This is a genomic window from Sporosarcina sp. FA9, assembly GCF_051550205.1.
Lineage (GTDB): Bacteria > Bacillota > Bacilli > Bacillales_A > Planococcaceae > Sporosarcina.
The window spans coordinates 2,208,795-2,222,198 of sequence record NZ_CP188819.1 but is presented as its reverse complement, the minus strand read 5'-3'; the positions used below and the strand labels follow the sequence as shown (position 1 = coordinate 2,222,198).

At 37.6% G+C, this 13,404-nt stretch carries 10 protein-coding genes; all 10 read left to right on the top strand.

Features of this window, described 5'->3' with window-relative positions:
* Positions 1-2: 2 nt before the first annotated feature.
* Positions 3-1,442 carry a cryptochrome/photolyase family protein gene (locus ACP8HH_RS11085; protein ID WP_438311247.1) on the top strand — a complete coding sequence of 480 codons (1,440 nt, stop codon included), beginning with the start codon at positions 3-5 and terminating at the stop codon, positions 1,440-1,442.
* Between the two features lie 133 nt (positions 1,443-1,575).
* Positions 1,576-3,570: a GTP-binding protein gene (locus tag ACP8HH_RS11080; protein WP_438311245.1), complete on the top strand. Its 1,995-nt coding sequence runs from the start codon at positions 1,576-1,578 to the stop codon at positions 3,568-3,570.
* 98 nt (positions 3,571-3,668) lie between these two features.
* Positions 3,669-4,016 carry a zinc ribbon domain-containing protein YjdM gene (locus ACP8HH_RS11075; protein ID WP_438311243.1) on the top strand — a complete coding sequence of 116 codons (348 nt, stop codon included), beginning with the start codon at positions 3,669-3,671 and terminating at the stop codon, positions 4,014-4,016.
* A 134-nt stretch (positions 4,017-4,150) separates the two neighbouring features.
* Entirely contained in the window at positions 4,151-5,131 is a 981-nt protein-coding gene (locus tag ACP8HH_RS11070; RefSeq protein WP_438311241.1) for a DUF3196 family protein, read from the top strand.
* A 104-nt stretch (positions 5,132-5,235) separates the two neighbouring features.
* A complete protein-coding gene (tig, locus tag ACP8HH_RS11065) occupies positions 5,236-6,522 on the top strand; it encodes a trigger factor (protein WP_438311239.1) in 1,287 nt (428 codons plus the stop codon).
* Between the two features lie 149 nt (positions 6,523-6,671).
* Positions 6,672-7,937 (top strand): ATP-dependent protease ATP-binding subunit ClpX, encoded by a 1,266-nt coding sequence (clpX, locus tag ACP8HH_RS11060; RefSeq protein ID WP_438311237.1) that lies wholly within the window; start codon positions 6,672-6,674, stop codon positions 7,935-7,937.
* A 100-nt stretch (positions 7,938-8,037) separates the two neighbouring features.
* Complete coding sequence (lon, locus tag ACP8HH_RS11055) at positions 8,038-10,362, top strand: endopeptidase La (RefSeq protein WP_438311235.1); 2,325 nt, start codon at positions 8,038-8,040, stop codon at positions 10,360-10,362.
* Positions 10,359-10,940 carry a ribosome biogenesis GTP-binding protein YihA/YsxC gene (gene yihA / locus ACP8HH_RS11050; RefSeq protein ID WP_438311232.1) on the top strand — a complete coding sequence of 194 codons (582 nt, stop codon included), beginning with the start codon at positions 10,359-10,361 and terminating at the stop codon, positions 10,938-10,940. Before lon ends, yihA begins: the two co-directional genes overlap by 4 nt.
* A gap of 187 nt (positions 10,941-11,127) precedes the next feature.
* Positions 11,128-12,492 (top strand): glutamyl-tRNA reductase, encoded by a 1,365-nt coding sequence (gene hemA, locus ACP8HH_RS11045; RefSeq protein WP_438311230.1) that lies wholly within the window; start codon positions 11,128-11,130, stop codon positions 12,490-12,492.
* Positions 12,493-12,559: 67 nt separating this feature from the next.
* Entirely contained in the window at positions 12,560-13,390 is an 831-nt protein-coding gene (locus ACP8HH_RS11040) for a cytochrome C assembly family protein (protein WP_438311228.1), read from the top strand.
* Positions 13,391-13,404: the final 14 nt, after the last annotated feature.

Genomic DNA, 13,404 nt, shown 5'->3' with positions numbered 1-13,404 from the left:
TTATGAAAAAAACTATTGTTTGGTTTAGAAAGGATCTTCGAATTCATGACAACCCTGCACTCCGGGAAGCTTCAGAGCAGGGGATTGTTATTCCCGTGTTCATTTGGTCGAATGAGGATGAATATATGTCTTTATCGAGCGATGCCTCGAAATGGTGGCTTCATCATTCGCTTCTCTCTTTACAGAACAAACTGGACATGATGGGGTTAACTTTAACGATTAGACAAGGCGATAGTTTTGATGAACTTTCAACTATTATTGATGAAACAAATTCAGATGCTGTGTTTTTCAACGAAAGTTATGACACTTATATAGTAACAAGGGATGAATTGATTAAAGAAGGGCTGAATTCAAACGGTATAGAGGTGGAAAAGTTTAACTCACATCTACTCTTCCCACCGGGAATTCTGTTGAACAAAAAGAATGAACCTTACAAAGTATTCACCTCGTTTTGGAAAAATACGATGCAAGAGTATGTGATACAACCACAACCTACTCCTGTAGAATTCTTGGCCTTTAATCAATCGCTTCCTACGCTAGCCATAGAGGATTTAAAATTATTACCCGTAGTTAATTGGGATAAAAAACTAATTGAACATTGGTTACCCGGCGAAGATGGAGCTATAAAAAGATGGAATGATTTTTCCAAAGACGGTATAGGTAAGTACTTAGAAGGACGAGATATCCCATCGGCTGAAGAAATATCGTTGTTATCTCCACATCTTGCTTGGGGAGATATCAGTGTGCGCTCGATTTGGTTTTCGGCGAGAATGATTTTAGAATCGGATAGGGATGCATATATGCACAGTTCTGTAGAAGCCTTTATGCGTCAATTAATTTGGAGAGAATTTGCTTATCACCAGTGGATTCATTTTCCTGAAATCGTACATACACCTCTCCGAGAAAAGTATAGGGATTTCCCGTGGAGGGATACCGATGAGATGTTTACATTATGGAAAAAAGGTTTGACTGGCTACCCCCTTGTTGATGCGGGTATGCGACAATTATGGGAAACAGGTGCGATTCACAATAGAGTTCGAATGGTTGTCGCATCGTTTTTAGTCAAACACTTACTGATATCGTGGCAAGAAGGGTCCACTTGGTTTAAGGAAACGCTTGTGGATTTTGATATCGCAAATAACGCCATGGGCTGGCAATGGGTAGCAGGATCAGGAATTGACTCAGCTCCGTACTTTAGGATATTCAATCCAATTCTTCAAAGTCAAAAGTTTGATGGAGAAGGAGTCTATCTTCGGAAATGGCTTCCTGAACTTGCGAAACTACCGACAAAGTATATTCATACACCATGGGAAGCACCAGCTGATGTTTTGCTTGAGGCGGAGATATTGCTGGGAAAGACGTATCCGTTACCGATAGTCGATCATTTATTCGCTCGAAAACGTGCTTTAGAAGCATTTGCAACAGTAAAAACGAATATATGAAAATGAACCGTTTCCTTATTACAGAGGAGTCGGTTCATTTTTGAAAAGAATCGGATTTTAATAAAATAAATGAAAAGTCATGGTAAGCTTACATCACAGCACTCTTATTAAATTGTAGTGGGGAGTAATAGTCGTGAAACTTAAAAACACCATTCGTAATATTGGCATCGTCGCACATGTTGATGCTGGAAAAACGACTTTGACTGAACAGCTTCTATATTATAGCGGTTCGAGTAAAGTGTTAGGCAGTGTTGATAAAGGTACAACGTATACAGACACTTTGGCGATCGAAAAGCAAAGAGGAATTTCCGTAAAAGCCTCTGAAATCGATTTAACTTGGAATGGAACATCGATCTATTTAATTGATACGCCTGGTCACGTCGATTTTAGTGCGGAGGTGGAGAGAAGTATTGCCGTATTAGATGGTGCAATCATAGTGCTTTCCTCTGTTGAAGGTGTTCAGCCACAAACGGATATCTATTTTAACTCTTTACAACAACTTCAAAAGCCAGCACTCTTTTTTATTAATAAAATCGATAGAATTGGAGCATCACCAGAAAAGGTGCTTGCACATATGAGAAACCAATTATCCAATAACCTAATACCTTTGCAGGTCGTCACGGAAAATGACAATGTATTTACGATTGAAAATCTTTTTGAACACATTCAAGATCATGAATTGATACAAGAAATAGAAGAGCAAACATATAGAGAAATACTAGAAGAGATTGTAAGCGTTCTTTGTGAAAATAATGAGGTATTACTAGGAGTATACTTGGAGGATTTATTGACAATTGGGACGATTAAAGAACATATTCAGCTTCAGGCTATGGAAGGAAAGGTCTATCCGGTATTATATGGTGCGGCCATTAAGGGAATTGGAATACCCGAGTTACTAAATGGTATTCTTACATACATACCAGGGCCAGCAAATTTAGATGATCATGATTTTTCTGCACTTGTCTATAAAATCTCACATGATAAAACATTGGGAAAGCTTGCACATTTAAAAATAATAAGCGGACAAATGCAAAATAAAGACGAAGTCGTAAACTATACCAAGGACAGCAAAGAGAAAATCAATGTCATTAAGAAAATGATCAACCAAAAGATCGTTGATGTTCATTTAGCAGTGAGTGGAGATCTAGTCGTTGTAAGTGGGCTAAATTGCAGTGTGTACGATATATTAGGCGATAAAACTTATATTCCAAAACTCCCACAACTAGCCACTCCGGTTCTTACATTGAAAATATTCGCAAAAAAGGACTTGGATTATATTCCTTTAGTCGAAGCTTTGACAATTTTACAGGAAGAAGATCCTTTGTTGAGTATGGTATGGATTCGAGAAAAAAAGGAAATACATATTCAAATAATGGGGAAAATTCAATTGGAAATTCTGGAGTCGATTCTTATGGAGCGATTTGATGTTGAAGCCTCCTTTGATTCGCCATCTGTTATATACAAAGAAACACCTCGCGCTGCAGTCCACGGAGTTGAGGAGTATACAATGCCGAAACCGTGTTGGGCTGTAGTTGATTTTCTAATTGAACCTTTACCAATAGGCAGTGGTATTGTATTTGAGTCCATTGTGCGGTCAGATAAAATCAAAATACAATATCAAAGAGAAATTGAACTTAACTTGTGGAGCATTCTTGAGCAAGGTCTATATGGTTGGAATGTGACAGATATAAAAATCACGCTTGTTGACGGTGAAGACCATGTAGTACATTCTAGGTCCGGTGATTTTACGGCTGCAACCGCCATGGCAATTATGAAGGGTCTCAAAGAAATCGGAACGAACCTTTTGGAACCCATGATCCATTTTAGAATAACTGTTCCTGAAGAAATTTGTGGAAAAGTTATAAATGATGTAATCCAAATGAGGGGAACTTTTGAAGGGCCAGAAATACACGGCAACACCGCCTTAATTGTCGGTAGGCTTCCTGTTGCAACATCTATTGAATACCCAGTGGATTTAAGCATATTATCTGCTGGAAAGGCTTTGTTCAGTACTGAATTTGCAGGTTACGAACCATGCAGTTATGAACTTGGGGCTGAAAGAGAACGAGTGGGAGTTAATCCGTTAGATCGTTCAAAATATATATTATTTGTCCGAAGTGCATTGTGAAATTTGGCTGTTTAATTTGTATTATTTACGAATTGCTATAAAATGATAGATTGAGATTGCACTATTCATATAAATTCAGTGAAAATGGAGGAATAGAAATGCCTAACTTGCCAAATTGCCCAAAATGTAATTCAGAATACACGTATGAAGATGGAAACCTTTTTGTTTGTCCTGAGTGTGCACATGAATGGACATTGGAATCAGAAACAGAAGCTGATAAGGGTGAAGTTGAAAAAGTGTACAAAGATTCAAATGGAAACGTGTTGGTTGATGGAGATTCTATCACGGTCATAAAAGATCTAAAAGTAAAAGGAAGCTCCGCAGTTGTGAAAAAAGGAACAAAAGTGAAAGATATCCGTCTTGTTGACGGTGATCACGATATTGATTGCAAAATCGATGGTATTGGTGCGATGCAATTAAAAACGGAATTTGTTAAAAAACTTTAACCGATTTTAGTTAATATAGAGGATTTAAGAATAGGTAATCCGGAAGTCGAAAACAGGACTTATGGATTGCCTATTTTAGTTCAAAAACTAAAAACACTGTGCTATAGTGGGTTTAATAAGTAAGGAGGATTAGGATGCATAGGAAACATGGTCGTCTGCGTAAAAAAGAAAACATTATTGTTTTTCCAGGTACATTTGAAAAACTCGTTTATAACGGTACAACTTTTGTTGAAGCCGAAAACTATGATGCTGCTGTAGAAGCATTTGACCAAGCGATTTTATATGAACCCGAATATCCTGAATTCCTCGTTCCTTACGCAATTGCACTTTATGAGACAAAGGATTTTGTTCGGGCAAAGGAAATCGCAGCACGAATATTGCATATTGGAACAGCAAACTATATTGAAGCTATGGAACTTTATTTGACAATTAGTATTCAGTTACAAGAGTATGAAGAAGTGGAAATTACGATAGATGCTCTTTTAGATGAAGGAATTATTCCGGAAGAAATGTTAAGTAAATTTAATTATTTACGTGATTTGAATAATCGTTTGGCGAAACGGTACGGCAACGATGTAGATGTATTAATAGAAGCACCCTTTACAATGAAGGAATTTACAGCAATGGATTCATTAAAACAACAACATACACTCGCTTCTCTTGAAGGGTCCAATTTAAATGCTTTGATACCTGTATTGGAAGAGGTTGCCAAAGATTCTACTTTATCACCACTGGTAATTACATTCGCTTTGACACTTTTACACCAAGCGGGCTGTACAACGGAGATAGCTATTGAAAAGTTCGGTTTAAAAGCAGTTATCATTCCTGCAGAAATAACGTTACCTGGGCAGGATGATAAAACAAAAGAAGTGCTTTCTGAAGTGGATAGACTGTTGTTGAAAGATCCTTCGCGATATGAAATGGCTAGTGGAATCATTGAGAAATTCGCAATTACGGCCTTTCCTTTTAGTTGGGGTTCTTATGATGTAAAACAGATTGCTTCAACATATATTGAGTACATAGAAAGTCTGTTTTCAGGTGACCCATTGCCGAACAATCCACTTACATCTTTAATTAAACGAATTGATATGGATTCAGATTTGAAAATGGAATAAAATTTCTTGAAAGATGGATAGACTGTGATATACTAAAGTGGTTGCCAATTGGGTATATCCATAAAAAAAATATATCGATCATATGATTCGGAGGGTTTTTAATTATGTCAGTAAAATGGGAAAAGAACGAAGGAAACACAGGTACATTAACAGTAGAAGTATCAGCAGAAGAAGTGAAGGCTGGTCTTGATAAAGCGTTTAAAAAAGTAGTTAAAGAAGTTCAGTCACCAGGATTCCGTAAAGGTAAAATGCCACGTCCAATGTTTGAAAAAATGTATGGAGTAGAGTCTCTTTACAATGAAGCTCTAGATTTCATTCTTCCAGAAGCATATTCAAATGCTCTTGATGAAGTAAATGTTGATCCAATCGATCGTCCTGAAATCGACATCGTACAAATGGAAAAAGGCAAAGAGCTTATTTTCACAGCAATTGTAACTTTGAAGCCAGAAGCTAAACTTGGCGAATACAAAGGTTTAGAAGTGACTCGTCAACAAACTGAAGTAACTGACGAAGAAATTGAAAACCAATTGAAAGAAAGCCAAACAGCATTTGCTGAATTAGTTGTTAAAGAAGACGGAGTCGTTGAAAATGGCGATTCAGTTAAACTGGATTTTAAAGGTTTCGTTGATGGAGTTCCATTTGAAGGCGGAGAATCTGAAAACTTTGACCTTGAAATCGGTTCAGGTTCATTTATTCCAGGATTTGAAGAGCAAATGATCGGTATGAAAACTGGGGAAGAAAAAAACATTGAAATTACATTCCCAGAAGAATACCATGCAGCTGAACTTGCTGGTAAGCCAGCAGTATTCGAAGTGAAAGTTCATGAAATCAAAGCTAAAGAAATTCCTGAACTAAATGACGAACTAGCTACAGAAATCGACGAGGAAGTTAAAACTCTTGACGAACTTCGTGCAAAGTTAAAAGAAACAAAAACTGAAGAAAAAGCAAGTGCATCTGCGACAGCACTTCGCGACGATCTTGTTGAAGCAGCAGCACGCAACGTAGAAGTCGACATTCCAAGTGTTATGATCGATTCTGAAGTTGAACGTATGATGGAAGAGTTTGGTCAGCGTCTGTCTTCACAAGGTATGAACTTGGATTTATATTTCCAGTTCTCAGGTCAAGATGAAGAAGCACTTCGTGCACAAATGAAAGATGATGCTTTGAACCGCGTTCGTGTTTCATTAACACTTGAAGCGATTGGAAAAGCAGAAGATATTAAAGTAACAGAAGAAGAAATTACTGCAGAACTTCAAAAAATGTCTGAGCAGTTCGGTATGGACATTGAAGAGATTAGAAAAACATTAGGCGGAACGACAGTTCTAGAAAATGATCTTCGTTTCAACAAAACAGTAGAATTTCTTGTTGAAAATGCAGTAATTACTGAATAATATAACGATACAAGGACAAGGTACGGTATACCGTACCTTGTTTTACATAGTAGACATTGGTCAGAGCACCGGAATGTAGGGTAAATCCTAATTAGTTGATAAAAGTCGATATATCTTGTAAGATTATCACTTGAATAGGGGTGAGCATAATGTTCAAATTTAATGATGAAAAAGATAACTTAAACTGTTCTTTTTGTGGTAAATCTCAAGAACAAGTTCGTAAACTTGTTGCGGGACAGGGTGTATATATTTGTGATGAATGTGTTGAACTTTGTGCGGAAATCGTTGAGGAAGAAGTTGGCCTTGAAGAAGGATTCGAGCTTAAAGACGTTCCAAAACCGAAAGACATCCAGAGTATACTAAATGAATATTTAATTGGACAGGATCGTGCGAAAAAAACATTATCAGTTGCTGTCTATAACCATTATAAGCGTGTGAATTCGGGTAGTAAAATTGACGATGTTGAACTTTCGAAGTCAAACATAGTCCTAATTGGCCCAACGGGAAGCGGTAAAACGTTGCTTGCACAAACATTAGCACGCATTCTAGATGTACCGTTTGCAATTGCAGATGCGACATCCTTGACAGAAGCAGGATATGTGGGCGAAGACGTCGAGAATATTTTACTGAAACTTATTCAAGCAGCGGACTACGATGTGGAACGTGCTGAAAAAGGGATCATTTATATTGATGAAATCGATAAAGTTGCACGTAAATCAGAAAATGCTTCGATTACTAGAGACGTTTCTGGTGAAGGTGTTCAACAGGCTTTACTTAAAATCCTTGAGGGAACAGTAGCAAGCGTTCCTCCACAAGGTGGACGTAAGCATCCACACCAGGAATTTATCCAAATCGATACTACGAATATTCTCTTTATTGTCGGAGGAGCTTTTGATGGAATCGATGATATTATCAAGCGTCGTATTGGACAAAAAGTCATTGGTTTTGGAGCAGAACCGAACACGATTGCTGAAGATGTATCTCTTCTATCGAAAATAATACCGGAAGATCTGCAACGTTTTGGATTAATTCCAGAATTTATTGGTCGATTACCTGTATTGTCTAGTTTAGAACAATTAAGTGAAGATACCCTTTACCAAATATTGACGACACCTAAAAATGCAATCGTTAAACAATATCAGAAGATGTTTGAACTTGACGATGTTGCACTTCGTTTCGAGGACGATGCACTTCTTGAAATTGCTAAAGAAGCAATTGATCGTAAAACAGGTGCCCGGGGACTTCGTTCAATTATCGAAAATATTATGCTTGATGTTATGTATGAATTACCTTCACTTGATGAAGCAAAAGAATGTATTATAACAAAAGATTCTGTATTAGGGTTGGCAAATCCAATCTTACTAACAGCTGACGGTGTAGAAATTGAATTTGAAAAAGATAAAGATTCGGCGTAATGCCAAAAGGAAGAAGCTGGCACCAATCGCGCGTTCATAAGCGCATTCGGATGTCAGCTTTTTCTAACTTACATACTATATTTTACGGAGATGACTGGATTTGAGAAATAACAAAAATGAAAAGGTACCATTATTACCATTACGTGGACTTCTTGTTTACCCATCAATGATCCTACATATTGATGTGGGAAGGGAACGTTCTGTTTTTGCAATTGAGCATGCTATTGCACGTGATAATTTAATATTTTTGGCCACTCAATTTGAAATTAGTGTCGAGAATCCAGATGATAAAGATCTATATGAAATTGGAACTTTAGCTCTTGTTAAATCGATGACTAAATTACCTAACGGCACATATCGCGTTTTACTTGAAGGAATTGAACGTGCCGAATGGATGGATTATCAAGAAGCTGATTTATTTCCTGTTGTCGATGTAATCGGGATTCCAGATAGCATAGAAAAAAGTTCTGAAACAGAAGCGCTTATGAGAACACTCCTTACATATTTCAAGAAGTACTCCGAAATTTCGAAAAAAGTTACAAAAGAAACTTTTGACTCTGTTGCATCGATCAATGAACCTGGGCGACTGGCAGATATGATAGCTTCACATTTACCACTTAAAATGGCTGGAAAACAAGAGGTTTTAGAAGAATTAGATGTAAATGAACGTCTTGAGTGGCTAATAAGTCGTTTGTATAATGAGGAAGAAATACTTAATCTTGAAAAGAAAATTAATGAGCGTGTCAAGGAAGCTATGGAAAGAACACAAAAGGAATTTTATTTACGCGAACAAATGAAAGCGATTCAAACAGAACTTGGTGATAAAGACGGAAAAGGATTGGAAATAGCGGAACTAAGAGTGAAGCTAGAGGCTGCTAACCTTCCAGAGGGCGCTTATGAAGCTGCCGAACGGGAGATTGAACGATATGAAAAGGTCCCGGCTGCATCAGCAGAAAGTGGAGTTATTCGAAACTATATCGACTGGCTCGTAACTCTCCCATGGTCTGATGCTACGAAGGACCAGTTAGACATAAACAAGTCTGAGGAAATATTAAATCGCGATCATGATGGACTTGAATTGGTGAAAGAGCGGATACTTGAATATTTAGCTGTTCGGCAATTAACTAAATCGTTAAGGGGTCCAATATTATGTCTTGAGGGGCCACCAGGTGTAGGGAAAACTTCACTTGCGCGTTCAATTGCAGAATCACTTGGTCGCACATTTGTCCGTATATCGCTGGGCGGTGTTCGAGATGAATCTGAAATTCGTGGCCATAGAAGAACTTACGTAGGTGCAATGCCGGGTCGTATTATTCAGGGAATGAAAAAAGCAGGTAAAAGTAACCCGGTATTCCTTTTAGATGAAATCGATAAAATGTCGAATGATTTCCGTGGAGATCCTTCTTCAGCGATGCTGGAAGTATTAGATCCTGAGCAGAATAATACATTTAGCGATCATTATATTGAAGAACCATTTAACTTATCGGATGTGTTATTTATTGCAACTGCAAATGATTTAAGTTCGATACCGAGACCGCTTTTAGATCGAATGGAAATTATATCGATTGCTGGTTATACAGAAGTTGAAAAACAATCCATTGCAAAAAACCATCTGTTTCCCAAGCAGCTAAAAGAACATGGTCTTACTAAGTCCCAAGTACGAATTCAAGACTTAGCAATACTTGATATTGTTCGCTATTATACAAGAGAAGCTGGTGTACGGGGAATGGAGCGTCAACTCGCTACTATTTGTCGTAGAGCAGCAAAACTAATCGTTGCTGGAGATAGAAAAAGTGTTACTGTGAGTACGAAAACTCTTGAAGGACTTCTTGGTAAAAAGAAATATAGATATGGATTAGCAGAAACTACAAATCAAGTAGGGGTTGCAACAGGTCTTGCTTATACACAAGTCGGTGGCGATACTCTCCAAATCGAAGTTTCTTTGTCTCCGGGTAAGGGAAAACTTCTACTTACTGGGAAGCTAGGAGATGTGATGAAGGAATCTGCTCAAACAGCACTTTCTTACGTTCGTTCGAAAACGATAGAGTTTGGCATTGATCCACTTTTCCATGAATCTTTAGATATTCATATACATGTGCCAGAAGGAGCAACACCGAAAGATGGACCATCTGCGGGAGTGACCATCGCCACGTCGCTTGTTTCTGCACTTACGGGTAGGAAAGTTCGAAGAGAAGTTGGAATGACTGGTGAAATTACACTTAGGGGTCGTGTTTTACCAATAGGTGGTTTGAAAGAAAAGGCATTAGGTGCCCATCGTGCGGGATTGACAACAATTATCTTGCCGATCGACAATGAGCGTGATATTGAAGATATACCTGAAACGATTCGTGAAGGATTAACTTTTCATCTTGTCTCTCAAGCTGAAGAAGTTCTTGAAATTGCATTGGAGGAAATAACAAAATGAAAGTCCACAACGTTGAAATGATTATGAGTGCCGTCAAAACTGAGCAATATCCGAAAGAAGGTTATCCCGAATTTGCACTAGCTGGCCGATCAAACGTGGGAAAATCATCGTTTATTAATAAAATGATTGGAAGAAAAAGCCTTGCTCGTACATCTTCTAAACCAGGGAAAACACAAACTTTGAATTTTTACAAAATCGAAGAACAACTGTTTTTTGTCGACGTACCTGGTTATGGATATGCGAAAATATCGAAATCAACAAGTGCGAAATTTGGGCCAATGATTGACGAATATTTAGTATCCCGTGAGGAGCTTCGTGCAGTTATTCAAATTGTTGATTTACGTCACCCACCTTCAGCGGAGGATTGCAATATGTACGATTTTTTAGTGAATTATGAGATTCCCGCTATTGTGATTGCAACCAAAGCAGATAAAATACCACGTGGTAAATTTGAAAAACATAAGAAAATAGTCCGCGACCGCTTGCAAATGCGTGTCGATGATCCACTAATCATTTTTTCTGCTGAAAAAGGAATTGGTATGGACGAAGCATGGAAAGAAATTGAAGGTAGAATGTAATGTCAAGTCCGAATGGTGATTTATCATCAAACGGGCTTTTTTTGAGAAAAACGCTATATTCGAATAATACTTATGTGATCTTATGAACGGCTATAGTCATACGTTAGTCATATTTACCACGGAAATAGTGAGGAATATATGCTATACTTTAAAGCATGAAATAGAACTTGAGAGGTGTGACCACCCAATGTATATAATCGTAGTCGGTGTAAATCATCGAACAGCTCCGATTGAGCTAAGGGAGAAATTATCGTTTGTGGAGAATGAACTACCACAGGCAATGCAAACATTACAACAACAGAAAAGTATATTAGAGAATACTATTATATCTACATGTAATCGAGTCGAAGTATATGCAGTAGTTGATCAGTTACACACAGGACGTTATTATGTTAAACGATTCCTAGCGGACTGGTTTAATGTTCCGGTTGAATCCTTTGAATCCCATCTTGTCATTAAAGAAAATGATGATGCAATTGAGCATTTGATGAAAGTTTCTGCTGGAATAGACTCAATGGTCCTAGGCGAAACGCAAATTATTGGTCAAGTGCGAGATAGTTTCCTGGAAGCACAAGGGATCGGAACTACGGGAACCGTTTTCAATGAACTCTTTAAACAATCTTTAACTTTTGCAAAAAGAGCACACACGGAAACAGCAATTGGGGAAAATGCAGTATCCATATCATATGCAGCTGTAGAACTTGGTAAGAAAGTTTTCGGCACATTGAATAATAAGCATGTTGCAATACTTGGAGCGGGTGAAATGGGCGAACTGGCTCTAAAAAACTTGCAAGGTAGTGGGGCTAGTAAAGTAACGGTTATCAATCGTACACTTTCAACAGCTGAGAAACTTGCAGCAAAGTTCAATGGTGTTGCAAAACCCATAGGTGAATTACAATGTTCATTACTTGAAGCGGACATTCTTATTAGCTCAACTGGAGCAACTGGAATCGTTATCGACTATGAACTAATGAAATTTGTAGATCGTCTTCGAAAAGGAAAACCTATTTTCATGATTGATATTGCAGTTCCGCGTGACTTAGATCCACGTATTGCTGAATTACCTAACGTGTTTTTATATGATATCGATGATATGCAAGGTATCGTGAATGCGAACTTGGCGGAAAGACAGCGAGCAGCTGAAGAAATTTGTGAAATGATAACCGTAGAAATAAAAAACTTCAAAGAGTGGCTTGTGACTTTGGGGGTAGTGCCTGTCATTTCAGCTCTTAGACAAAAAGCACATCGCATTCAGAGTGAGACGATGGAAAGCATAATAAACAAAATGCCCGATTTAACAGAACGTGAGAAAAAAGTTCTAAGTAAACATACAAAATCAATTGTAAATCAACTCTTAAAAGATCCATTACAGCAGGTAAAGGAACTTGCAATGGAATCTAAATCATCTGAGAAACTAGCGCTATTCCAACAAATATTTGGTATTGATGAAGAAGTAGCGAAAGAAAAAGTGGCATTAGAAAGCTTAGCTATAGAGCGATTAAAAGCTAGGACGGAACGCAATACATTGTCACAACCTGAACTCAACTTTTGATAAGTACTAAAATAAGAGAAATTAATATCCTTTTTTCGTTATTTGTTCCTGGGAAGGTAGAGATTGAATGGCTGATATGACGATGACAAGACTACACGAATTGATGGTCGTCCTATACGCCATTAGTCTTGTTTTTTACTTTATCGATTATTTAAATAAAGATAAAATTGCACATAGAAGTGCTTTCTGGATCCTAACGATTGTCTATGTGTTACAGACTGTATTTCTTGTCGTATATATCGTTGAGAAGAATCGTTTTCCCATTTTAACTTTATTTGAAGGTATTTATTTTTACGCATGGCTTTTAATTACGCTGTCCATACTGCTCCATTTATTTTATAAAGTTGGTCATGCAGTTTTCTTTTTAAATGCTATTGGATTTACATTGATGACCATTCATACATTTGCACCCGCACAAATAGAATCGTCCCCAGTTGGCGAAGCTCTTATTTCAGAACTATTATTTATCCACATCACTTTTGCTATTTTATCCTATGCGGCATTTGCGATGTCATTTGTTTTTGCAATACTTTACTTGCTAGTCTATAAAGTGTTGAAAAAAAGGAAATGGTCCAAACAATTTGGGCGACTTCCATCGCTTCAGCAAGCGGCTATGGGGATGAAAGTCTCTTTGTTGACAGGAGTCCCATTTTTACTTATTAGTTTAATTTTAGGTATGCAATGGGCACATATCGCGTTGAATGAATGGTTTTTTACAGACATGAAAATTATTGGTTCGTTTTTACTTCTTGCCATTTATGGATCTGTTTTAGTTCTCTTGCAAAGAGGTAAACTGACTGGTGCAAATTTTGCTTGGATAAATATATACGCATTTTTATTTGTGCTTATTAATTTCTTTCTTGGCAGCAGATTGTCGGGATTCCACTTTTGGGTATAAAAACCACAATTGAA

Bases quoted from the DNA above. Each gene is read 5' to 3' on its own strand.
- ACP8HH_RS11085 (WP_438311247.1), top strand. From the start codon at position 3: ATGAAAAAAACTATTGTTTGGTTTAGAAAGGATCTTCGAATTCATGAC.
- ACP8HH_RS11075 (WP_438311243.1), top strand. From the start codon at position 3,669: ATGCCTAACTTGCCAAATTGCCCAAAATGTAATTCAGAATACACGTAT.
- ACP8HH_RS11070 (WP_438311241.1), top strand. From the start codon at position 4,151: ATGCATAGGAAACATGGTCGTCTGCGTAAAAAAGAAAACATTATTGTT.
- tig (WP_438311239.1), top strand. From the start codon at position 5,236: ATGTCAGTAAAATGGGAAAAGAACGAAGGAAACACAGGTACATTAACA.
- clpX (WP_438311237.1), top strand. From the start codon at position 6,672: ATGTTCAAATTTAATGATGAAAAAGATAACTTAAACTGTTCTTTTTGT.
- yihA (WP_438311232.1), top strand. From the start codon at position 10,359: ATGAAAGTCCACAACGTTGAAATGATTATGAGTGCCGTCAAAACTGAG.
- hemA (WP_438311230.1), top strand. From the start codon at position 11,128: ATGTATATAATCGTAGTCGGTGTAAATCATCGAACAGCTCCGATTGAG.
- ACP8HH_RS11040 (WP_438311228.1), top strand. From the start codon at position 12,560: ATGGCTGATATGACGATGACAAGACTACACGAATTGATGGTCGTCCTA.